Origin of the sequence: Solirhodobacter olei, assembly GCF_004010155.1 — a bacterium.
Taxonomy (GTDB): domain Bacteria; phylum Pseudomonadota; class Alphaproteobacteria; order Rhodobacterales; family Rhodobacteraceae; genus Solirhodobacter; species Solirhodobacter olei.
Window position 1 is genome coordinate 150202 of sequence record NZ_RRYH01000008.1, and the last position, 22391, is coordinate 172592.

Sequence of the window (22391 nt, forward strand, 5' to 3'; positions counted from 1 at the left end):
TGTTGGTCTTGGGCCGGTCAGGCCACGGTCTTCAGAAACTGCTTGAGCCGTTCGGATTTCGGGTCACCGAAGAGCTGGTCCGGCGGACCCTCTTCCTCGATCTGCCCGTTGTAAAGGTAGATCACGTGGTCGGAAACCTCCCGCGCGAACCGCATCTCGTGGGTGACGAGGATCATCGTGCGCCCCTCGTCGGCAAGGCCACGGATCACGTTCAGCACCTCGCCCACCAGTTCGGGGTCGAGCGCCGAGGTCGGTTCGTCGAAGAGCATCGCGCGCGGTTCGATCGCCAGCGCGCGGGCGATGGCGGCGCGCTGCTGCTGGCCGCCGGACATGAAGGCGGGATAGACATCGGCCTTTTCGGCAAGCCCGACGCGGGCGAGAAGCTTCTCGGCCCGGGCGGTCGCCTCTTCCTTCGGCACGCCGAGGACATGGACGGGAACCTCGATCAGGTTCTGCATCACCGTCATATGGGTCCAGAGGTTGAAGGACTGGAACACCATGCCGAGGCTGCGGCGCAGCTTCTCGATCTGCTTGCGGGAGGCGGGGCTGCCATCCGCGTTCATCCGGATCTCCTCGCCGCCGATGGTGATGCGGCCGGAGGTCGGGGTTTCAAGGAAGTTGATGCATCGCAGCATCGTCGATTTTCCGGAACCAGACCCGCCGATGATCGCGACCACGTCGCCCTCGCGGGCGGTGAGCGATACACCCTTTAGCACCTCGAGCGGGCCGAAATACTTGTGCAGGTCCTGGATGCGGATCGCGTCCGCGCGCGGGGCCGATGAGCCCCCGTTTTTCGTGCCGTTCGTCGTGCCTTCGGCCATCCAGGCCTCTCTCCGTCACAATTTGGTTGTATTAACACCCGGGGCGGATAATTCTGCAAGCGTATAATTGTCGGGTTGGAGCCCGGTTTGATCGCATGATCGTGATAATCGTCAAGTGACTGAAAGCAGGCGGAAATTCCGCCGGGAGGGCGAGGCGCAGCGGCAGGGAGACCTGATCGCGGCCGCGCTGGACCTGATCGCGGAGGGCGGCCCGCAGGCGGCAACGGTGCGCGCGATCGCCGATCGCGCCGGCGTGACGCCGGGGCTGATCCGGCATTATTTCCACCGCAAGGAAGACCTGATCGCGGCGGCCTATTCGGCCTTCGCGGAGCAGATGACGGCCGATCACCGCACCATGCTGGAGGGGGCTGGGCCGGACCCTCTTGCCCGGCTCTCTCGCTACGTCGACCGGGCGCTGAGGCCGCCGCTGACCGATCCGCGGCAGGTCGCGCTCTGGGCCGGGTTCCTGCACCTGGTGCAGAGCGATCCGGAGATGCGCGCGGTCCATCGCACCGCCTACAGCGCCTTTCGCGAGGAATTGCGGCTGCTCATCGAGGCCGCCTTCGCGGCGGAGGGGCGGACGGCGGACGCGGCGCGGCTGCGGGTCGAGGCCACCGCCTGCAACGCGCTGATCGACGGGCTCTGGCTCGAAGGGCTTGTGCTGAGTGAAGAATTCACAGAAGCCGAGCTGGCGCGGCTGGGGGTTGCCAAGATCGGGGCGCTGCTGGATCTGCCGCTGGAACGCTATCTGGAGGAGTGACATGGCAAGCATCGGAGAGGCGCTGGTCCGCGGCCTGAAGGCGCGCGGGGTGGAGGTGGTCTTTGGCATTCCCGGCGTCCACACGATCGAGCTGTACCGCGGGCTGCCGCGGTCCGGCATCCGGCATGTGACGCCACGTCACGAAGGAGCCGCTGCCTTCATGGCGGACGGCTATGCCCGAATTTCAGGCAAGCCGGGGGTGGCCTTCGTCATCACCGGGCCTGGCCTAACCAATGCGCTGACGCCGATGGCGCAGGCGCGGGCCGATTCGGTGCCCGTCCTTGTCGTCTCGGGCGCGAACGAGGCGGCGAGCACGGGCCGCGGGCTCGGCTATCTGCACGAGCTTCCCGACCAGTTGGCCCTCGCCCGCACAGTGGCCGTCTTCGCCGAGGAGATCGGCGAGGCGGCGGCGCTGGCCCCGGCGCTGGAGGCGGGGTTTGCCGCGCTTCAGGGGCGCGGCGGGCCGGTGCATCTGCAGGTGCCGACGAATGTCATGCCGCTGCCCTGCCCCGATCTGCCCGCGCCGGGCGCCGTCCCGGCCCCGGCGGCGCCGGATCCGGCGGCCGTTGCCGAGGCCGTGGCGCGGCTTGGCGGGGCAAAGCGGCCCGTGATCCTTGCCGGCGGCGGGGCGAAGCGGGCGGAGGCGGCGCTGCGCGCGGTGGCAGAGGCGCTCGATGCGCCGGTCGTCGAGACGGCGAACGCGCGGGGGCTGATGCACCGCCATCCGCTGGTGGTGCCGGCGAGCCCGAGCCTGGAGGCGGTGCGGGCGCTGATCGCGGAGGCGGATGCAGTGCTCGCCGTGGGCACGGAGCTGGGGCTGACGGATTACGACATGTACCGCCGCGGCGGCCTGCCGGATCTGTCGTCCATGGTGCGGATCGATGTCGACGGGCTTCAGCTTGCCCGGCATCCGGCCGGGGTCGCGATCTGCGCCGACGCCGGCGCGGCGCTGGCGGCGCTGGCGGCGGGGCTGACGGGGCGGGCGGGCGACGGGGTCCGGCGCGCGCAGGCGGCGCGGCAGGCGGCGCGGGCGGAGCTGTCGCCCGGGGACCGCGCGCGGCTGGAGATGCTGGAGGCGATCCGCGCGGCGCTGCCGGGCGCGATCGTGGTCGGCGACAGCACGCAGCCGGTCTATGCCGGGAACCTCTATTACGACCACGACCGCCCCGGCGGCTGGTTCAATGCCGCGACAGGCTTCGGCGCCCTCGGCTATGGCCCGCCGGCGGCGATCGGGGCGGCCGTGGCCGCCCCGCAGGCGCCGGTCGTCTGCCTGACCGGGGACGGTGGGCTGCAGTTCAGCCTCGCCGAGCTGATGACGGCGATGGACGAGGGCGTCGACGTGACCTTCGTGGTCTGGAACAACCACGGCTATCGCGAGATCGCCGAGGCGATGTCGGCCGCCGGCACCGAGGTTCTGGGCTGCGACCCGACGCCGCCGCTTTTCGAGCCGATGGCGGCCGCGGCGCGGATGCCCTTCGTCACCATCCCGGCAACGCCCGACGCGCTGGCCGCGGCGCTGCGCGCCCCGCGCAAGGGGCCGAGGATGATCGAGGTGAAGGCGGGGTAAGCGTCCTTCCCCGGCCCGGAGCAAAGGCGCGCAGCGCCGCCGGGCCAGCGCCCGTCCGCGGACGGCCCCTGGCCCTTGTCGGTGTGGGATTGCGCTCTTTGCGCCAGATCATGGCGGGATGGCGGGCTCTGGCATTCCCTCGCCCCATCGGGAATGATCGCCCCGAGAAGGAGACACCGATGGCCGACGATCCCTATGCCGCCCTGGGCCTGACGAAGTCCGCGACCGACGCGGAGATCAAGCGCGCCTACAAGAAGATCGTGCGCGAGAGCCACCCCGACCTCAATCCCGGCGACGCGCGGGCAGAGGCGCGATTCAAGGCGGCCTCGGCAGCGCATGACCTGCTCAAGGACCCCGAGACCCGGCGCCGCTTCGACGCGGGCGAGATCGACGCCACCGGCCGCGAGCGCCCCGAGCGGCGGTTTTACCGCGACTTCTCGGGCCAGGCGGGCAATGCCTACCAGGGCGGCCATCCGGGCTTCGAGCCGGGCGGCGACCCGGCCGATATCTTCGCCGATTTCCTGCGCCAGCGCGGCGGTTTCGGCGGCATGGGGGGCGGCGGAGGCGGCGGGCGCGGCTTCAAGGCCAAGGGGCCGGATGCGCGCTATTCGCTTGAGATCGGCTTTCTCGAGGCCGCGCGCGGCGGCGCCAAGCGCATCACCCTGCCCGGCGGCGCCAATCTGGAGGTGAAGATTCCCGCCGGGGCCTATGACGGGCAGATGCTGCGCCTGCGCGGCCGGGGCGGTGAGGGGCTTGGCGGCGGGCCGGCGGGCGACGCGCTGATCACGCTTACCGTCAAGCCGCATCCGCATTTCCGCCGCGAGGGGGCGGACATCCTGCTGACGCTGCCGATCACGATTGACGAGGCCGTGCTCGGAGCCAAGGTGGAGGCGCCGACCATCGACGGGCCGGTGAGCCTGACGATCCCGAAGGGAGCGAGCTCCGGCCGGGTACTGCGGCTGCGCGGACGCGGGGTCCAGGGTCCCGGCGGCGAGGCCCGGGGCGACCAGCTCGTCACCCTCTCCATCGTCGCGCCGTCGAAGCCGGACGCGGAGCTGACCGAGTTCCTGGAGGGCTGGCGCAAGCGCGCCGCCGAGAACCCGCGCAGGGGGATGATGCCATGAGCGAGCATCTGACGAGCGAGGAGATCCTGACCGCCGTGCCCCGGCTGACGCGGCTCCGGCTGGAGGCCTGGGTGGGGGCGCGCGTCGTCTCTCCGGTCGAGACCGCCGGCGGGCGCGGCTTCCGCCAGGTCGACGTGGCGCGGCTGACGCTGGCCTGCGAGCTTTCCGACGAGTTCGAGCTGGCCGACGATGCGCTGGCCCTCGTTCTCGACCTCGTTGACCGGCTGCACCGGGCCGAGGCGGAGCTGGACGCGCTGGCAGAGATCCTCGCCGGCGAGCCGGAAGCCGTGCGGCGGCGGATCGGGGATGCGCTCGCCGCACGGATGTAGGTCCGCACGGACCCCGGCTCAGCCTTGCTTCGCCTTCGCCGCCAGTTGCAAGGGGAGGCGCAGGGCGGAAAGGCAGGTGCAGGCCTGCAGCGCGCAGAGCGCGAGGAAGGCCAGCCCATAGGCCCGTTGCACGCCCGCGCCGCCCGCATGGGGGCCAAGTTGCCAGGCCAGGAAGGTGGCCAGAAGCGTCGTCATCGTCGGGCCGCCCAGGCGCTGGACGATGTTGAGCGAGGTCGTGGCCATCGGGATCTGCCGCTGCTCGACGGAGGCATAGGCCGCCGTCATCGAGGGCAGCCCGACCCCCGCCATCCCCAGCCCGCGCAGGAAAAGCGTGGGCATCAGCACGTAAAGGCTCAGCCCCTCGCGGGCGAGATAGAGGAAGGGCAGCGTGGCCAGAAGCGCCAGCCCCGCCCCGCCGGTGGAGACGGCGCGGATCCCGAATCGGTCGGTCAGCCGCCCCATCAGCGGATAGGTCACCATCATCCCCAGCCCGATCGGGGCAAGCATCCAGCCCATCTGGCCCGGCGCGCGGCCGCAGGCCTCGATCAGGAAGGCGGGGATCAGCATCTGGCCGGCGAACTGCGCGCCGTTCGACAGGAACTGGGTGGTGACGGCGGCGGAGAAGGTCCGCCCCCGGAACAGCTGGATGTCGACCAGCGCGCCGTCGCCCTTGCGCCGGGCGGAGGCGACGAACCCCGCCATCATCGCCAGCCCCAGGGCGACCGCGGCCTGCCCCAGCCCCTGCCCGATCCGCCCCGCGCCGAACAGGAACAGCGCAAGCCCGGGCGACAGCAGGAGGAGCCCGGTCCAGTCCAGCCGGCGCGGCTGCGCCTCCTCCGTGTCGCGCGGCAGGAAGAGGGTGGCCAGCGTGAAGGCCAGCAGCCCGACTGGCAGGTTCACCAGGAACAGCCAGCGCCATGAAGCGTATTGCAGGATCGCCCCCGCGATCACCGGGCCGAAGACCGGGGCGAGGAGCACGGGGAAGGCCATGTAGCCCGCCACCCGCGCCATGTGCCGCCCCGCCGCGCGCGCGATCATCATCTGCGCCATCGGTGCCAGCAGCCCGCCGCTGACCCCCTGCAGCACGCGGAAGGCGATGAGCGAGCCCGGCGACCAGGCCAGCGCGCAAAGTGCGGAGGTTGCGGTGAAGCCGGCGAAACACCACAGGTAGACCGCCCTGGCGCCGATCCGGTCGACCAGCCAGCCGTTCAGCGGCAAGACCAGCGTCAGCGCCAGCAGGTAACCGCTGGTCACCCATTGCACGGTGGCGAGGCTGGAATGGAGGTCGGTGGCGAGGCTCGAGAGCGAGACGTTGACGATGGTCGCGTCGAGCTGCGCCAGAAGGCCGCCGAAAAGCGCGACGCCGGCGATCTTCCAGACGGCGGGATCGAGCCGGTCCTCCGCCGCCGCCTGCCCCTCGGCCGTCCCGCGCCCCGTCTCCGTCCGCGTCGCGGCGCTGTCGCTGTCGCGCCGGGTCATTCGGGTCAGTCCTTCCCGGCGAGGTCGCCACCGTGGAAGCGGCCGAAGAGCCGGGCGGAGATCACCCCCATCGCCAGCACGCCGATCCCGAAGGCCAGCGCATTGTCGGGCGCATGAAGATCGAACCGGCCAACCCGGATGATGAGCAGATAGGCCACGAAGAAATTCGCAAAGCCCCAGAGGGCGTTGATCGTGGCCGAGGAGAGCCCCTCCCCCGGCGGCGTGGCGAAGGGGCTCTGGAACGGGCGCCCGGTGACGCCGCTGACGAAATGCGGGATCCCATTGGTCAGGAAGACGCCGCCGAAGAGATAGGCCAGATCGGCAAGCGGGGTCATGCCGCCTCCCCCTCCATGAGCGCGATCACCTCGGCGGTGGTGCCGGACTCACCGATCCGCGGGAAGACGCGGGCGAGCGACCAGTCATGTGCGTCGGCGGCGAGGTCGGTCATCGCATCGGAGGCCAGCGTGACGTTGTAGCCCAGTTCGAAGGCCTGGCGGGCGGTGACCTCGACGCCGATGCTGGTGGCCACGCCCACGACGACGACTTGTGTGACGCCCTCGGCCCTCAGCCGCGCGTCGAGATCGGTGCGGGTGAAGGCGCCCGGGGTCTTCTTCGTCACCAGGATGTCGCCGGGCTGGCGGTCGAGTTCGGGGATCAGCTCGGCCCAGTCGGCGGGAAGGTCGCCGAAGCGGCGCTGCTGCTCGGTCCGGCCAGGGGGGATGCCGTCGACATTGACCAGCACGACCGGCAGGCCCCTGGCGCGGAAGGCCCGGGCCAGGGCGCTGGCATTGGCGATGACGCCCGCCACCGGATGGGCGGTGGGCAGGGCCACGATGCCCTTCTGCAGGTCGATGACGATTAGCGCGGTGCTGGGGTCGAGTGTGGTGACGGTCACGGGGAAATCCTTCCGGTGTCTGTGATGTAACCTCGGGTTGGGTCCCGCCGCGCGGGACCCGGGGCGACGCGCCCGGGGGCGCGGGTCTATCCGGCCTCGCCCAGCCGCCGGATCAGGCCGATCGAGGAGAAGAGCAGCGCGCGATCCTCCGGCGACAGCTCCTCCAGCGCGGCGACGAGCCATTTCTGCTTGGCGGCGCTGCGCTTTCGGCGGGCCTCGATCCCCTCTGCCGTCAGCGCGAAGAGAACCTGGCGGCCATCGGTCGGATGCGGCTGGCGGGCGACGAGCCCGTCACGCTCCAGCTCGGCCAGGGTGGCGCCCATGGACTGCGGCTTCACCCCTTCTGCGCGGGCGAGATCGGCCGTGGTCGTCGGCCCGGCGGCCTGCAGCCGCGCGAGGGCGGAGGTCTGCGACCAGGTCAGGCCGTCTGGGTTCGATTCCGCCCGCAGCCGGCGCAGGAGCTGGCCGATGGCGAGCGAGAGCTCTGTCACCGCGATATCGAGCGGCAGGGCGGGGTCGGTGAGATCGGTCATGGGGCGGGGGTATATCTCAACAGCCTAACTTGCAAGTTAGACTGTCTAATATTTCCGTGACCGGCGTCCGTCCCCTCCCCGCCCCGGCCGCGCGCCCCGGCCCTTGACCTCGCCGGTGGCGGCCTGCTGACGGTGAAGGCAGACGACAACCGCGCGCTGGCCTTCGATCCCGCCGGGCCGCGAATCCGCTGAGGCGCCGGGCGGGGCCGTTGCAAAACCTTCATTAGGGAGCGCTAGACGATTCCATTATTCATGATTCATGGAATCGTCAGCCGCCTCCACCGCCTTCGCCACCCTCGGCCACGAGGGGCGCCTCGCCGTCTTCCGGCTTCTCATGCGCCATGCGCCGCAGGGCGTCGTGGCCGGAGAGATCGCCGGGGCGCTGGGGCTGAAGGCGAACACCGCCTCGGTCTACCTCAAGGCCCTGGCGCAGGCCGGGCTGATCCGGGCGGAGCGGGAGGGGCGCTGCGTCCTCTATGCCGCTGATCTGGGCGGCACGGCCGGGCTGATCGGGTATTTCCTGGCCGACTGCTGCCGCGGGCGGCCGGATCTCTGCCTGCCCTCCCCCGCCCCCGCCCCCGCCCCCGAGGCGGCCAACACCGCCGCGCCGCGCCGGTTCAACGTGCTCTTCCTCTGCTCGGGCAATTCCGCCCGCTCGATCTTCGCCGAGGCGATTCTGGCGGAGCTGGGCGCGGGCCGCTTCTCCGCCTGGTCCGCCGGCACGCAGCCGCGCGGCGGGCTGCACCCGATGGCCGTCGAGGTGCTGAGGCGGAACGGGCACGACCTTTCGCGCCTGCGCCCCAAGCCCGCGTCGGAGTTCCGCCGGCCCGGCGCGCCCGTCTTCGATTTCGTCTTCACCGTCTGCGACACCGCCGCGCACGAGGATTGCGCGGCCTGGCCGGGCCAGCCGATCACCGCCCATTGGGGCCTGCCCGATCCCACCCGCGCCGACGGGACGGACACCGAGCGCGCGATCGCCTTCGCGCGGAGCTATGGCGCGCTCAACCGCCGCATCGCCGCCTTCGTCGCCCTGCCGGTGTCGGCGCTGGAACGGGTCGCGCTGCAGCACCGGCTGGACGGGATCGGGCGCGGCGAGACGGATGGAGACACGGCATGACCCGGACCGCGGTCAACGGCGCCGGCCGGACACGCAGGCCGGTGGCGGGGTCGCCGTGAGCGCGCCCGCGCGGGACCCCGGCCCGGCCCGCCCCGGCGCGCTGGCCGCCTATGCGACGGTGACGGCGGCCTATTGGGCCTTCATGCTGTCGGATGGCGCGCTGCGGATGCTGGTGCTGCTGCACTTCGACCGGCTCGGCTTCACGCCGATCCAGATCGCCTGGCTGTTCCTGGGCTACGAAGTGGCCGGGATCGCGACGAACCTTTCCGCCGGCTGGCTGGCGCTGCGCTTCGGTCTGACGGCGACGCTTTACGCCGGGCTCGCGCTGCAGGTGGCCGCGCTGGCAGCGCTGGCGCGGCTCGATCCGGGCTGGGGGATCGCCGCCTCCGTCGCCTATGTGATGGCGGCGCAGGCGCTGTCGGGCGTGGCCAAGGACTTGACGAAGATGTCCTCCAAGAGCGCGGTCAAGCTGCTGGCGCCGGGCGCGGAGGGCGGGCTGTTCCGCTGGGTTGCGGTGCTGACCGGATCGAAGAACGCGGTGAAGGGGGTGGGCTTCTTCCTCGGCGCGGCGCTGCTGGCGGGCGTGGGGTTCAGGCCCGCGATCTGCGCGATGGCGCTGGCGCTGGCCGCGATCCTGCTGGCCGCCGCGCTCTTCATGCCGCCCGGCCTGCCCGCCGGGAAGAAGGGCGCGCGCTTCGGCGAGGTCTTCTCGCGCGATCCGCGCATCAACCGCCTTTCCGCCGCGCGGCTGTTCCTTTTCGGCGCGCGGGATGTCTGGTTCGTCGTCGGCATCCCGGTCTATTTCGAGGCCGCACTGTCCGACGGAACGGCGGCGGGGCACCGGCTTGCCTTCTTCCTTGTCGGCGGGTTCATGGCGCTCTGGGTGATCGGCTATGGCGCGGTACAGGCGCTTGCGCCGAGGCTCCTGCGCGCGCGCGACCGCCCGGAGCCCGAGATCGCCGCCGCCGCCCGGCGCTGGGTGGGCGGGCTGACGCTGATCCCCCTTGCGCTTGCCGTCCTCGCGGCCGTCGGAGGCGCTCCGTCCGACGGGCTGACGCTGGTGCTCGCGCTTGGGCTTCTTCTCTTCGGCTTCGTCTTCGCGGTGAATTCCTCGCTCCATTCCTACCTGATCCTCGCCTTCACCAGCGCCGAGCGGGTGACGATGGACGTGGGGTTCTACTACATGTCCAATGCCGCGGGCCGCCTTCTGGGCACGCTGCTGTCGGGTCTGAGCTACCAGCTGGGCGGGCTGCCGCTCTGCCTCGCCACGGCGGGCGCGCTGGCGGGGCTCAGCTGGCTCTCGCTCGGCCGGCGCGCTGGCGATACCGGCCAAGCCGCTTGACAGCGCGGCCAAGGACGACAACCACCAAGGCAGGACCCGGGCCAGAGAAGGACGCGGCAGCATGGCTTTCGACTTCATCCTGATGCTCACCGCGGCGGACCGCACCATTCCCGACGCCGCCGCCCGGCTGGAGGAGGCACTGGAGGGCGGCGTCCGCCATATCGGCTTCAAGGACGTGGGCCTGCCTTTCGCCGAACTGCGCGGGCTGGCCGAGACGATCCGCGCCTCCGGCGGACGGTCCTACCTCGAGGTGGTCAGCCTCGATGCGGCAAGCGAACTGGCCTCCGCCCGCGCGGCGGTGGACCTGGACGTGGACTGCCTGCTTGGCGGCACGCGGGCGGCGGAGGTGACGGAGATCACCCGCGACCATCCGCTGCGCTACTATCCCTTCCCGGGGCGCATCACCGGCCATCCGAGCGTGCTGGAGGGCAGCGCAGAGGAAATCGCCGCCTCGGCCCGGCGGCTGGCGGATCTGGAGCATGTGCACGGGCTCGACCTGCTCGCCTACCGCTTCGGCGGCGACGTGCCGGAGCTGATGCGGACAACCTGCGCGGCGGTGGCAAAGCCGGTGATCATGGCCGGCAGCATCGACAGCGCGGCGCGGGTGGAGGCGGCGGCGGCGGCCGGGGCGGCGGGCTTCACCGTCGGCACCGCGGCGCTTGCCGGCGCCTTCCCGGCCGAGGGCGCGGGCTTTGCCGCGCAGGTCCGGGCGATCCTCGACATCACCGCCCGGGCGCGCAGCCGCTCGACCGCGCCGCGGCGGTTGGCGCTGGTCGCGCATGACGAGCGCAAGGCACATCTGCGGGCCTGGGTGCTGCGGCACGCCAGGGCCCTTGCGGGCCACCGGCTGATCTGCACGGGCGGCACCGGCGCGATGATCCGCGCGGCGGCGCCGGGGCTGCAGGTGCGCCGGCTTCAGCGCGGCGCGCGCGGCGGCGACCAGCAGCTTGGCGCGCTGATCGCGACCGGCGAGCTCGACGCGGTGATCTTCTTCGCCGAGCCCTCCGCACCGCATGGCAGCGACGTCGACCTGCAGGCGCTGACGCGACTCGCGATCATGCACGACACGCCGATCGCCTTCAGCCCCTCGGCGGCGGATACGCTTGCGGCGGCGCTGCTGACGCGCGGGCAGGGCCAGGCGGGAGAGGGCTGACCCCCCTGTTTTTCGGCAGCCTTGCAGGGCCGGGACCCGGCCGCTGAGAAGAAGTCTGCGCCGAGCGTCAGTTGAAAGGCAGTTGAAAGCTGCGCCCGCTACAAGGGTTCCCGAGATCCGCGGTCAGACCACGTCGGGGCCGCGGCAAGGGAGGATGACGCGTGACCGATACCGGACCCGCGCCCGCGCCGATGGCGAGCGGGCGCCAGGGCTCTGCCACCCGCACCGATGGTGCAGGCGGCGTTGAGCTCCGCAATGTGACAAAACGCTTCGTGACGCCGACGGGCGCGGCAATGACCGCGATCCGCGACGTGACGCTGACCGTCGAACCGGGGCAGTTCTGCGCCGTCGTCGGGCCGACAGGCTGCGGCAAGTCGACGACGCTGACGCTGGCGGCGGGGCTGGAGATGCCCTCGGCCGGCAGCGTCCGGGTCTCCGGCGAGCCGGTGACCGGGATCACCAAGGGGGCGAGCTTCGTTTTCCAGAGCGACGCGCTGCTGCCGTGGAAGCCGGTGCTGGACAACGTGGCCCTGGGGCCGATGTTCCGCGGCATGAACAAGGCCGAGGCAAAGGAACGGGCCCGCGACTGGCTGCGGACCGTCGGACTCGCCGGGTTCGAGCAGCACTATCCCCACCAGCTTTCGGGCGGGATGCGCAAGCGGGTGAGCCTTGCGGCCGCGCTCATCAACGAGCCCTCGATGCTGCTGATGGACGAGCCGTTCTCGGCGCTGGACGTGCAGACCCGGGCGATCATGTCGAACGAACTGCTGACCCTCTGGGACCGGCAGAAGCCCTCGGTGATCTTCGTCACCCACGACCTGGAAGAGGCGATCGGGCTGGCCGACAAGGTGGTAGTGATCACCGCCGGCCCCGGCACGGTAAAGGCCGAGTTCGAGATCGACCTGCCGCGCCCGCGCGGCGACGTGCAGTCGATCCGGTTCAACAAGCGTTTCCTCGAGCTTTACCAGCAGATCTGGGAGGCCTTGCGCGAGGAAGTTGACGAAGCCTATGCCCGCACGTCGCGCACCGCGGACCGGGCCCAAGCAGCAGGAGGCCGGGTATGAGCGCCGAAGCCCTTTCCACGGGCGCCGGCATGGCCGCCGCCTCGGACGAAGCGACGCTGGCCGCAGCAGCCCGCGCGCGGGTCCAGAAACGCAAGCGCGAGGTGATCCTCGGCCAGGTGACGGTGCTCTTCGTCATTGTCGCCGGCTGGCAGGTCGCCGCCCTGACCGGGGTGATCGACCCGTTCTTCTTCGGCTCGCCCTGGGGCATCGTCGTGCGGCTTTACGACTGGATGCTGAACGGCACCGCCTACGGGTCGTTCTGGCTGCAGATCTGGGTGACGCTGGAGGAATCGATCCTCGGCTTCATCGTCGGCGTGGTCAGCGGCATCATCTGCGGCGTGGCCCTGGGCGAGATCCCCTATCTGGCCGATGTCTTCGGGCCCTATATCAAGATCGTCAACGCGCTGCCGCGGATCGTGCTGGGCTCGATCTTCGTGATGTGGCTCGGGCTCGGGCTGCCGTCGAAGGTGCTGCTGGCCGCCGTTCTGGTGTTCTTCGTGGTCTTCTTCAACGCCTTCCAGGGCGTGCGCAGCGTCGACCGCAACCTGATTTCCAACGCCCGCATCCTCGGCGCCTCACGGCTGCAGGTGGTGCGCCACGTCGTCTTCCCCTCGGCCATGACCTGGATCATCGCGAGCCTGCACGTCGCCCTCGGCTTCTCGATCATCGGGGCGATCGTGGGCGAGTTCCTCGGCTCGGAGAAGGGCCTCGGCCTCGTCATCGCAACCGCGCAGAACACCTTCGACGCGAACGGCGTCTTCGGCGCGATGCTGGTGATCGGGCTGCTGGCGCTCTCGGCCGAATGGGTGATGGCCAAGCTGGAGAAGCGTCTTCTCGCCTGGCAGCCGAAGGGCAATGGCGACAGCACTATTCAGGGTCTTTGACCGGCAAGAGAACCGGCGGCCCAAACCAATCCAGTCCTGGATGAAACGGAGGAGGTATCCTATGAAACTGACGAAACTCGCGAGCTCTCTCGCCCTTGCCACGGCGATTGCCGTGCCGAGCGCGGCGATGCTCTCGGCCCCGGTGTCGGCCGAGACCATGCCGACCGTGACCATGATGGTCGGCGGCATCGACAAGCAGATCTACCTCTACTACGAACTGGCTCAGCGCCTGGGCTTCTACAAGAAGTATGGCATCAACATGAAGCTCTCGACCGAGCAGGCCGGTGGCGTCGGGGCCGAGGACGCGATGGTTTCGGGTCAGGTGGCCATGGCCGGCGCCTGGTATGTCCACACGATCGACTTCCAGCAGAAGGGCAAGGACGTCATCGACATCATCCAGCTCGGCGTGGCGCCGGGTGAGCGGATCATGTGCAAGACCGGCTCCAACATCAAATCGCCGGCCGACTGGAAGGGCAAGCATGTCGGCGTGACCGACCTCGGTTCCGGCACCGACGACCTGACGAGCTATGTTTCGGCGCGCGCCGGGCTGACCTCGAAGGACTACACCAAGATCGCCGCTGGCGCCGGCCAGACGATGATCGCCGCGCTGAAGTTCGGCAAAGCGGTCTGCGGGATGACCTCGCAGCCGACGGTGAACGCGATCGAGAAGCTCGGCGTCGGCTATTCGGCGATCGATCTTTCGACCGGTGCGGGCGTGCAGAAGTGGCTTGGCGGCGACTTCCCGGCCTCCAGCGTTCTGGCGCGGGCTGACTGGGTGAAGAAGCATCCGAAGGAAACCCAGGCCGTCGTCGACGCGCTTGTGGCGACGCTGAACTGGATGAAGCATCACACCGCGGCGGATGTCGCCAATGAACTGCCGACCGATTTCGTCTCCAACCAGCTGACCTCGAAGGCCGAATACATCAAGGCGCTGAAGACGGACTGGGGCCAGTTCAACCTCGATGGTCTCGGGATCATGCCGAAGAACGGGCCGCAGACGGTCTATAACGTCGAGAAGGCTGCCGGCAAGATCAAGGGCATCAAGGTCGACCTCGCCAACACCTACACCAACAAGTACGTGGAAGCGGCGATCAAGGCGGAACACCTGAACTGAGTTCTCCCCTGCGGGCCGGCTTGTCCGGCCCGTTGCAAGACGTGTCCGGGCGCTCGACTACGGGCGCCCGGACATGCAGTATGAAGATGGCGCAAAGCCACTGGTGAGGGCCGAGGGAGGAAACGGATGCCGCTGACCTGGCGGAGGCGCCTTGGCGTCGCATGCGCGATCGCGGGGGTGCTTCTCGGGATGGCCGCGAGGGCGGAGACGGTCTCGCTGATGGTCGGCGGTGCCGAGAAGCAGATTTATCTGCCGGTCGTGCTGGCCGACAGGCTGGGGTATTTCGCCGACGAGGGGCTGGACGTCCGGTTGCTGTCGGAACCCGCGGGCGTCGAGGCGGCGGACGAGATGCTGGCCGGCGCAGTACAGGGCGTGATCGGTTTTTACGACCACAACATCCAGCTTCAGAGTCTCGGCAAATACACGGAATCGGTCGTCCAGTTCTCCCGCGTTCCGGGGGAGGTGGAGCTGGTGTCGAACAAGCACCCCGAGATCCGCTCGATCGCGGATCTGAAAGGGCACCACGTCGGGGTCACGGGCCTCGGCTCCTCCACGGATTTCCTGACCGAGTTCCTGCTGGTGAAGGCGGGGCTGAAGCTCTTCGACGTGACGCCCGTGCCGGTCGGGGCGGGCGACACGCTGATCGCGGCGCTGAACAAGGACCAGATCCAGGCGGCGATGACGACGGAGCCGACGGTGGCCCGGCTGGTCAGCTCGGGCAAGGCGCGGGTGCTGGTGGACCTGCGCACCGTGAAGGGGACGGAGGCGGCGCTTGGCGGGCCCTACCCTGCCGCCTGCCTCTACATGGAGACGAGCTGGGTCGAGACCCACCCGGAGACGGTGCAGAAGCTCGCCAACGCGCTGGTGAAGACGCTGCACTACATCGCGGATCACAGTGCCGAGGAGATCGCCGACCATATGCCCAGCGATTACTTCGCCGGCGGGCGGGCAATGTATGTCTCGGCCCTCGCCGCGGGCAAGGAGATGTTCACGCCGGACGGGCGGATGCCGAAGGACGGACCCAAGACGGTGCTTGGCGTGCTTTCACGGTTCATGCCGGGGGTGCGGCCCAACACGATCGACCTTGCGCGGACCTATACCACCAGGTTCGTCGACGCCGTGCCCTGATCCTCCTGCCAGAGCGGCAGGGTCACCGCCACCGCAAAGCCGTTGCCGCCCGGCACCTCGGGAAGCTCGACCTTGCCGCCCGACATCTCGGCGATCTCGGCGACGATGGTGAGGCCGAGCCCGCTTCCCCCGGCGCCGGCGCTGCGGCCACGGCGGAACCGGCTGAAGAGCCGCTCGCGCTCGGCGCGGGGAACGCCGGGGCCGTTGTCGCGCACGGTGATCACGCCCATGCCGTCCGCGACCTCGGCCGAGAGGGTCGCCACGGCGCCCCGGCCGGCGTGCTGGATGGCGTTGTCGACGAGGTTCACGACCATCTCGCGAACCAGAAGCTCGTTCGCGGCGACGGTGCAGGGCGTCTCGGCTTCCAGGGCCAGGTCAACGCCGCAATCGAGAGCCCGGGGCGCGATATCGGCCACAACGGCGCGCAAAAGCTCGCGCATATCCACGGGTCCCGCGGCGGGCCGGGCGCGTTCGTATTCGACGCGGCCAAGGGTGAGAAGCTGGTTCGTCACCCGCGTCATCGAGCTCACGCTCTGGTCGATCTTGTCGAGCACCTCGCGGACCTGCGCATCGGACTTGCTGCGGCGGCCGACGCCGATCTGGGTCTTCAGGATCGCGAGCGGGGTGCGCATCTGGTGCGCGGCCCCGTCGAGGAAGCGCTGCTGCCGGTCGAGATAGGCGCCGAGGCGGGCCATGTGATCATTCACCGCGGTAACGAGGGGCTGGAGTTCCTGCTGCACCTCGCCCGGGTCGAAGGGCTCCACCGACTGCGGCGGGCGGTCGAGCACGGCGCGGCGGAGGCGCAGGATCGGCCGCAGCTCCACCGTGATGCCGAACCAGATCGAGATCGCCGCGGCGAGCATCAGCGCCGCCTGCTCGATGAAACCGCGCAGCCAGAGCGCCCGCACCAGCGCGTCGCGCGCCTTCAGCGTCTCGCCCACCGTGACCGAAACGCTGGAGATCCCGTCCGGGGTGATCACCGGCTGGCGGAGGGAGACGGCATGCATGGCTTCCGTTCGGAACATCGTATCGAAGCCCTCGACCCGGCCATCGGTCGGCTTGCGGGAGGGGGGCGTCAGGCCGGGGAACCCCGCGATCAGCACGCCCTTGTCGTCGAAGACGGCATAGGCGACCTCGTCATGTGCATCGCTGGCGAAGATCTCCAGCGCCGCCGGCGGGATGACCACGCCCACCGCACCCTCCCGGTAGCGCACTTCCTCTGCGATCATGCGGGCCGAGGAGGTGAGGTCGCGGTCCATGAACAGCATCGCCTGCCGCCAGGCCGTGCGATAGGAGAGCCAGAGGCTCGCCGCCAGCACCAACACCATCGGCACGGCCAGCCAGGCCATGAGGTTGAGCCGGAGGCTCCAGGTCGCGCGGGGCGACGGGGTCATTGGGCGTCCTGCCGCAGGATGTATCCGAAGCCGCGCAGCGTCGCGATGGAGACGGGCGTGCCCTCCAGCTTGCGGCGGAGGCGGTGGACAACGACCTCGATCGCGGAGGGGCTTACGTCTTCCTCGAAGCCATAGGTCGCCTCGAGCAGCGCCTCCTTGCTGACGGCCATGCCGGCGCGGCGGATCAGGGTTTCGAGGATCGTATGCTCCCGGCGCGACAGGGCGAGCGGCGCCCCGGCGAGACTGAAGAGCCGGGCCCCCTCGTCAAAGGAGAGCGGGCCGAAGCTGAGCGTCTGGCTGACCGGCGCCTTCCGGCGGCGCAGGAGCGCGCGAATGCGGGCCTCCAGCTCCTCGACCTCGAAGGGTTTGGTGACATAGTCGTCGGCGCCGGCATCCAGCCCGGCGACGCGGCTTTTCACCGCCTCCTCGGCGGTCAGGATCAGGATCGGCGCCTCGCAGCCTGTCTTGCGGAGATGGCGGACAACCTCGATCCCGCCAATGCCGGGCAGGCCGAGATCGACGATGGCGAGATCGTAGAGGTCCGCGTCGACCCCCTGCAGAACCGTCTCCCCGTCCGGGACGGTGTCGACCACATAGGCATCCCGCCGGAGGAGGCGGGCGAGCCATTCGGCCAGGTTCAGGTTATCCTCGACGATCAGTAGGCGCATCCGGTTCCTCCCAGCCGACCCTCGGCCGGTGCAGGAGGCGGGTCAAGCGCCCCGACGTGCCGGGCCCCGAAATTAGCCCCGGTTGCAGGCCGTCCGCGGATGCGGCGGGACCGGCGCCGGTACGACGCGCAATCGGTGCGGGGCGCGTTGCGGCATCCTTCGCGGGCAGATGTCTCACCCCAGGCCGGTTTCAGAGAACTTGCCGAACCACCCCGCAAGGACATCCTCATGGGGGACCTCGGCCGACGCGATGATGCGCGTGCCCCCGAGAGACGAGGGGGTTTCCCCGAAGTGCTCCTTGATCAACCGGTGCAGGTGCCCCGCGTCACAGAAGCCCCACCGCTCTGCCACCGCCGAGACCCGGCCCCGCGCCTGCGGTTGCGTTGCGAGGTCGCGCACCGCGCGTTCGAGCCTGCGCATGCGGATGAAGGTCGCGACGCCTCCTTCTTCGGGAAACAGGCGATAGAGGCCGGCGCGGGACAGGTCGAAGGCGGCGCAGATGTCCTTCACGCCCCAGCCCGCACGGTCGAGCCGTGCCTCGATGAAGCCTTCGATGGACAGGCGAAGCGCCTTCAGGCACGCCTCCGACCGGTGGCAGGTCCGGGGCGAAATCGTCAGGGCGGCGACCACGGCCGCAAACCGGCGCGCCTCGTCTGCGGCATCGGCCTGGCTCATGCCGTCAAGCTTGTGAAACTGTCCGAGGAGCGCGCTGTGCAGGACACGCCCTGTGGCGGTATCTGCCGGCACGGACATGAACTGGGCATGCCGCGAACGATCGTAGCCGATTGCCGCATGCGGGATGAGCGCGCCGACGGTGGAGACCCCGGCCGTCGCGTTCACGAAGGCCCGGGACATGTCGATGATCTGGACCGAGCCGGCACGATGAGCGGTATCGAGGTCCCCCGCGCGACCTTGGCCGCTTCCCGTCAGGTAGGTTTCGACCAGCAGGAAGTCGTTATCCTGTCCCTTCAGCCGGCGTGGCACATGCTCGAACACAAGGTCGTTGAAACGCGCCTTCGAGAACAGCAGGCAGTCCAGCTGCCATACGTCCCAGCTGCCGTCATAGGTCGCGCCGGTTTGCCGATCCAGATCGTAGAAGGGGCGCAGCAGCTCGCGCTGCGCGTCGAATCTGTGATTGGGGGCAAGGCCCCGAAAGTCGGTCCGGCTGAACTTGAGCGGGGCGAACCCCTTGTCCGGAACCTGTGCCAGATCGACACGGCGGCGTTCACGGCCCGGCGCGGCGCTCATCTTTCGCTGATGAACAAGACCCATCGCCGCCAACCAGAACCAGACAATACATCCAACTCTTTAGCCTCGCAGAACCCTTCACGACAAGCACGGAACGAGAATGGGCGGACAGCCGGTCCAGGGATGGCGGCTTGGGGCCTGCCGGATCGAGGCCGAGAAATTTCCCTGAACCGCGTCGTTTGAGACGTCTGTCCATGGATCGACGGGCCGTGTCCGTTAATTTGCGCCCAGCGTTTTCGTCATCCGGACGGTGCCGTGGCGGGAGTACCGGCATGCGTCCCGCCACCCGAGACCAGATCAAACGGACCAAGCCGAAGGGAGAGAACCTTGCACCGTATCCTTGTAGCCTGCGCCTTGTTCGCCATGGCAGCCACCCCTGCCCTTGCCCATACCGGCACGCGGGAACCTCTCGGCGATGGCAAGATCTCGTCGACACCCCGGGTCGGGTACCTGATGTCCTGCCCGACGCGCGGAAGCGGCCGGGGGGCTTTCCGGGACGGACCCTGGATTGACGGCAAGTACTGGTATCCCGGTGACAAGATCTCGGTCGAAGGTCACATAAGCTGGTCTTCGGCGCGTTTCTCGGTCTCCACGGTGACGCGCAACGGCACGTCCTGGCGCAAGATATCGGGGAACGGACTGCCCGTGAAAGCCACGACGGGGCGCTTCCCGATCTCTTCATCGGACCCCGCCTACAACTATGACCGCAATCCCAATTCGGTGCGGAGCGTCCGGATCAACATGATGGTTCCGGCCGATCCGAAGAAGGCGGCTTCCGCCTCCTGCGTGCCTATGGGGATGATCGGTGTCGCGCTTGACGGCGTCGCAATCTTCAATGCCATCGACGCCGGAGGACGCGACGCGCCTGCCCACGAAGTGCAGGACAGCTGCCACGGCCATCCGGAGCGGAGCGGCGAGTATCACTATCACGGGCCCAGCCCCTGCATGCCCGGGATCAACGGCAAGGCCCAACTGGTCGGCTACGCGCTTGACGGGTTCGGGATCTATTCGCTGCGTGACGCAAAAGGCCACCTCATGACCGACGCCAAGCTCGACGCCTGCCATGGGACCACGAGCACGGTCATGTGGAACGGCAAGCCCACGCGCATCTATCACTACGTGATGACCGACGAGTATCCCTACTCGATCGGCTGCTTCCGGGGCACGCCGATCCGGACAAGATGATCCGGCCGCTCGTCCGGGTGCGCACCGTGGCGGCCCGGAGGGGGGCGCGGGTTCAGCCGCGCGGGCGGGTCCCCGCCCGCCGGCCGAGCGCATAGCGGCCCGGCCCGGCGGCGGCCAGCACCAGCAGGCCGCCGGCGAGGGACCAGTTCTTGACCACGATGGTCACCTGCCAGGGGTCGGCGCGCAGCTGCCAGTGGAACCAGCTTGTGAAGATGCAGTAGCCCGCCATCACCACCGCCCAGATGGCGACGCCCGGCCCCAGCACCAGCCCCACCGCCGCGGCGAGGTCGAAGGCGGCCACCGGCCAGACAAGCCAGCCCGGAAGGCCGAGCCAGCCGATCATCTGCGCCACCGGCGCCGGATCGACGACCTTCTGAATCGCCCCGGCGAGAAACAGGAAGGCCAGCAGCAGCCGGCCGACGAGGTTCACGACGTCCCGCATCCGGTCGGACACGCGCTCAGACACCGGCATACCACTCATAGCCGCGATCCTCCCAATACCCGCCCTTGCCGCCGCGGATCCCCGCGAAATCCGGCACCAGCGTGATCGACTTGATGTATTTCGCCATCTTGTAGCCCAGCTGACGCTCTACCCGGAGGCGCAGCGGCGCGCCGTTGGCAACCGGCAGGGGCGCGCCGTTCATCGACCAGGCGAGGATCGTCTGCGGGTGGCGGGCCGATCGCAGGTCGATGCTTTCGTAGTAATACTGCGGACCGCTCAACCCGGTGGTGAGCGCGTCGAAACAGTGAAACACGGCGTAGCGCGCCGCGGGCTTCACCCTCGCCCGGTCGAGCAGGTGCGACAGGCGCACACCCTTCCATTTGGCGATGCAGGACCAGCCCTCGACGCAGTCGTGCCGGGTGATCTGGGTCTGCTGCGGCATTGCCTTGATGTCGGCCAGCGACAGCGTGAGCGGCGTCTCGACCGCGCCCCCGAGGGTCAGCCGGTAATCCGCGAACCCTGCCTTTTTCAGCGCAAGATAATCGGCGGCCTGCGGGTCGGTGGAGCCGTTCGGCCGCATCGGCTGACGGATGTCGGCCTCCGTATAGGTCCGGGCCAGCGCGTCGCGGCCCTGGAGCAGGCGCTGGGCTCGTTCGGTCAGCCGGTTGGCCGAGATCAGCACGTCGCGCGCCGGGTCATCCGGGTTCGACAGAAAGTCGAAGGTCTTGCAGCCCGTCAGCGACAGGCTGGCCAGCGTACCCGCCCCGAGGCGCAGAAGGGTGCGGCGTTCCATCTATTCCTCCTCTGCCGCGGCGTGGCCGCGGATCCGATAGCGCCCGGTCAGCATCGAGCGCATCTCGTTCAGTGGCCCGGCCGCTAGCACCATGACGATGTGGACGACGAAGAAGGACACGATCAGGAGCATGCCCAGGAAATGCAGGCTGCGCGCCGTCTGCCGCCCGCCGAAGAGGTCGAGAAGCCAGGGCCAGGCCGCGTCCATTCCCGGCGACATCGTCAGCCCTGTCAGGATCATCAGCGGGAAAAGCCCGGCGAGGACCACGAAATAGGTCAGCCGCTGCAGCGGGCTGTAGCGCCGCCCGTGCGGCAGCGGCCCGCCGAGATGGGCGCGGATGTCGGCCCCGAGACCGCGCAGATCACGCCGCCCGGGCCAGATGTCGCGGCGAAGATGACCGTTCAGAAGGCTGGCCAACGCCCAGACCGCCAGCGTCGCCACCAGCAGCCAGGCGAAGAAGAAATGCACCACCCGCCCGGTCGCCAGGTCCTGCTCTGACGGAATCGTGGCCCAGGCCGGGAAGGCGCGTGCCTGCTGCGCGCCGTCAGGTCCGCTCAGCCCCAGCACGCCGGTGGTGTCGAGATCGCGGCCGAAGACCTGCGTGACCCCCCTGAGCGGCGCGGCGCCCTGCCCGCCTTCCGCGCCGATCCTGAGAACCGCATTGTCGAACCCCTGAGACATCCCGGATTGCCGGCCGAGGTAGAGCGCCGGGTGGGCGTTGAAGATCTGCAGCCCCGACAGCAGCAGGAAGAACACGCAGATTGCCCAGAGCCAGTGCGTGATGCGTGTCCACGGCCCGTGCCGCCGGATCACCTCGCCAGGCTGTTTCAGCTCGGTCTCTCGCATGGCGGGCCTCCCTTATCTTGGAGGGCTGCCCGTTGCCGGACAGCCCCATCGCCTGCCTCAGCTCTTCGGCAGCATCACGGTGTCGATCACGTGGATCACGCCATTCGACTGCATCACGTCGGGGATCGTGACCTTGGCCGTGTCGCCGTTCTGGTCCTTCAGGTAGAGGTGGCCGCCCTTCATCATCGCCTCAAGCGTGCAGCCGCCGAGCGTCTCGATCTTGGCCATGCCGCCATGCGCCTTGGCCATCGCCTCGATCTTGGCCGCGGTCTCGTCCCCCTTCGCCACGTGACATTCGAGGATCTTCTGAAGCTTGGCCTTGTTCTCGGGCTTCAGCAGCGTGGCGACGGTGCCCTTCGGCAGCTTCGCGAAGGCCTCGTTGGTCGGAGCGAAGACGGTGAACGGGCCCTTGCCCTCCAGCGTCTTGACGAGGCCCGCGGCCTTCACCGCGGCAACGAGGGTGGTGTGATCCTTGGAGTTCACCGCGTTCTGGATGATGTTCTTG

General features: G+C 69.4%; 24 protein-coding genes. 12 read left to right on the forward strand and 12 right to left on the reverse strand.

The window, feature by feature from the left end:
* Positions 1-17: 17 nt before the first annotated feature.
* The gene (locus EIP85_RS07790; protein ID WP_127901608.1) at positions 18-821 is read right to left on the reverse strand and encodes an ABC transporter ATP-binding protein; all 804 of its coding nucleotides are present in this window, start codon (positions 819-821) and stop codon (positions 18-20) included.
* A 115-nt stretch (positions 822-936) separates the two neighbouring features.
* Here EIP85_RS07790 and EIP85_RS07795 point away from each other — a divergent pair, with 115 nt between their 5' ends.
* The 4 genes from EIP85_RS07795 (at position 937) to EIP85_RS07810 (ending at position 4601) form a co-directional block, all read left to right on the forward strand.
* A complete protein-coding gene (locus tag EIP85_RS07795; protein ID WP_127901609.1) occupies positions 937-1581 on the forward strand; it encodes a TetR/AcrR family transcriptional regulator in 645 nt (214 codons plus the stop codon).
* 1 nt (position 1582) lies between these two features.
* The gene (locus EIP85_RS07800) at positions 1583-3148 is read left to right on the forward strand and encodes a 5-guanidino-2-oxopentanoate decarboxylase (RefSeq protein ID WP_127901610.1); all 1566 of its coding nucleotides are present in this window, start codon (positions 1583-1585) and stop codon (positions 3146-3148) included.
* Between the two features lie 179 nt (positions 3149-3327).
* Positions 3328-4272: a DnaJ C-terminal domain-containing protein gene (locus EIP85_RS07805; protein WP_127901611.1), complete on the forward strand. Its 945-nt coding sequence runs from the start codon at positions 3328-3330 to the stop codon at positions 4270-4272.
* Positions 4269-4601, forward strand: a complete 333-nt coding sequence (locus tag EIP85_RS07810; RefSeq protein WP_127901612.1) for a chaperone modulator CbpM — start codon at positions 4269-4271, stop codon at positions 4599-4601. The genes EIP85_RS07805 and EIP85_RS07810 overlap by 4 nt, the downstream gene beginning before the upstream one ends.
* 18 nt (positions 4602-4619) lie before the next feature.
* On the opposite strand, the gene EIP85_RS07815 is transcribed toward EIP85_RS07810, so the two are convergent.
* The 4 genes from EIP85_RS07815 to EIP85_RS07830 form a co-directional block, all read right to left on the reverse strand.
* Complete coding sequence (locus tag EIP85_RS07815; protein WP_127901613.1) at positions 4620-6080, reverse strand: DHA2 family efflux MFS transporter permease subunit; 1461 nt, start codon at positions 6078-6080, stop codon at positions 4620-4622.
* Between the two features lie 5 nt (positions 6081-6085).
* Positions 6086-6415 (reverse strand): hypothetical protein, encoded by a 330-nt coding sequence (locus EIP85_RS07820; RefSeq protein WP_127901614.1) that lies wholly within the window; start codon positions 6413-6415, stop codon positions 6086-6088.
* Complete coding sequence (locus EIP85_RS07825) at positions 6412-6975, reverse strand: isochorismatase family protein (protein ID WP_127901615.1); 564 nt, start codon at positions 6973-6975, stop codon at positions 6412-6414. The genes EIP85_RS07820 and EIP85_RS07825 overlap by 4 nt, the downstream gene beginning before the upstream one ends.
* Positions 6976-7061: 86 nt before the next feature.
* Positions 7062-7508 carry a MarR family winged helix-turn-helix transcriptional regulator gene (locus EIP85_RS07830; RefSeq protein WP_127901616.1) on the reverse strand — a complete coding sequence of 149 codons (447 nt, stop codon included), beginning with the start codon at positions 7506-7508 and terminating at the stop codon, positions 7062-7064.
* 259 nt (positions 7509-7767) lie between these two features.
* On the opposite strand from EIP85_RS07830, the gene EIP85_RS07835 reads away from it, so the two are divergent.
* The 7 genes from EIP85_RS07835 to EIP85_RS07865 all read left to right on the forward strand — a co-directional run bounded on the left by EIP85_RS07835 (position 7768) and on the right by EIP85_RS07865 (position 15310).
* Positions 7768-8625 carry an arsenate reductase/protein-tyrosine-phosphatase family protein gene (locus tag EIP85_RS07835; RefSeq protein ID WP_127901617.1) on the forward strand — a complete coding sequence of 286 codons (858 nt, stop codon included), beginning with the start codon at positions 7768-7770 and terminating at the stop codon, positions 8623-8625.
* A gap of 55 nt (positions 8626-8680) precedes the next feature.
* Entirely contained in the window at positions 8681-9967 is a 1287-nt protein-coding gene (gene arsJ, locus EIP85_RS07840; RefSeq protein ID WP_277749291.1) for an organoarsenical effux MFS transporter ArsJ, read from the forward strand.
* Positions 9968-10028: 61 nt separating this feature from the next.
* Complete coding sequence (locus EIP85_RS07845; RefSeq protein WP_127901618.1) at positions 10029-11120, forward strand: methylglyoxal synthase; 1092 nt, start codon at positions 10029-10031, stop codon at positions 11118-11120.
* A 161-nt stretch (positions 11121-11281) separates the two neighbouring features.
* The gene (locus tag EIP85_RS07850) at positions 11282-12184 is read left to right on the forward strand and encodes an ABC transporter ATP-binding protein (protein WP_206615479.1); all 903 of its coding nucleotides are present in this window, start codon (positions 11282-11284) and stop codon (positions 12182-12184) included.
* Positions 12181-13068 (forward strand): ABC transporter permease, encoded by an 888-nt coding sequence (locus EIP85_RS07855; protein WP_127901619.1) that lies wholly within the window; start codon positions 12181-12183, stop codon positions 13066-13068. Before EIP85_RS07850 ends, EIP85_RS07855 begins: the two co-directional genes overlap by 4 nt.
* Before the next feature lie 61 nt (positions 13069-13129).
* Positions 13130-14182: an ABC transporter substrate-binding protein gene (locus EIP85_RS07860; protein WP_127901620.1), complete on the forward strand. Its 1053-nt coding sequence runs from the start codon at positions 13130-13132 to the stop codon at positions 14180-14182.
* A 126-nt stretch (positions 14183-14308) separates the two neighbouring features.
* The gene (locus EIP85_RS07865) at positions 14309-15310 is read left to right on the forward strand and encodes an ABC transporter substrate-binding protein (RefSeq protein ID WP_127901621.1); all 1002 of its coding nucleotides are present in this window, start codon (positions 14309-14311) and stop codon (positions 15308-15310) included.
* Here EIP85_RS07865 and EIP85_RS07870 read toward each other — a convergent pair.
* The 3 genes from EIP85_RS07870 to EIP85_RS07880 form a co-directional block, all read right to left on the reverse strand.
* Positions 15277-16704 (reverse strand): sensor histidine kinase N-terminal domain-containing protein, encoded by a 1428-nt coding sequence (locus EIP85_RS07870; RefSeq protein WP_127901622.1) that lies wholly within the window; start codon positions 16702-16704, stop codon positions 15277-15279. The genes EIP85_RS07865 and EIP85_RS07870 overlap by 34 nt on opposite strands.
* Complete coding sequence (locus EIP85_RS07875) at positions 16701-17372, reverse strand: response regulator transcription factor (protein WP_127901623.1); 672 nt, start codon at positions 17370-17372, stop codon at positions 16701-16703. Before EIP85_RS07875 ends, EIP85_RS07870 begins: the two co-directional genes overlap by 4 nt.
* A gap of 174 nt (positions 17373-17546) precedes the next feature.
* Entirely contained in the window at positions 17547-18620 is a 1074-nt protein-coding gene (locus EIP85_RS07880) for a helix-turn-helix transcriptional regulator (RefSeq protein ID WP_164871669.1), read from the reverse strand.
* A gap of 327 nt (positions 18621-18947) precedes the next feature.
* Here EIP85_RS07880 and EIP85_RS07885 point away from each other — a divergent pair, with 327 nt between their 5' ends.
* Complete coding sequence (locus tag EIP85_RS07885) at positions 18948-19805, forward strand: YHYH protein (protein ID WP_127901625.1); 858 nt, start codon at positions 18948-18950, stop codon at positions 19803-19805.
* Positions 19806-19857: 52 nt separating this feature from the next.
* On the opposite strand, the gene EIP85_RS07890 is transcribed toward EIP85_RS07885, so the two are convergent.
* The 4 genes from EIP85_RS07890 to EIP85_RS07905 form a co-directional block, all read right to left on the reverse strand.
* Positions 19858-20271 (reverse strand): DoxX family protein, encoded by a 414-nt coding sequence (locus tag EIP85_RS07890; RefSeq protein WP_338325342.1) that lies wholly within the window; start codon positions 20269-20271, stop codon positions 19858-19860.
* Positions 20264-21040, reverse strand: coding sequence for a molybdopterin-dependent oxidoreductase (locus EIP85_RS07895; protein WP_127901626.1), 777 nt, complete (start codon positions 21038-21040; stop codon positions 20264-20266). Before EIP85_RS07895 ends, EIP85_RS07890 begins: the two co-directional genes overlap by 8 nt.
* On the reverse strand, positions 21041-21886 hold the full coding sequence (locus tag EIP85_RS07900; RefSeq protein ID WP_127901627.1) for a cytochrome b/b6 domain-containing protein: 846 nt from the start codon (positions 21884-21886) through the stop codon (positions 21041-21043). It lies immediately after the preceding gene.
* Positions 21887-21943: 57 nt separating this feature from the next.
* On the reverse strand, positions 21944-22391 hold a 448-nt coding region (locus EIP85_RS07905; RefSeq protein WP_164871670.1), incomplete at its 5' end, for a fasciclin domain-containing protein.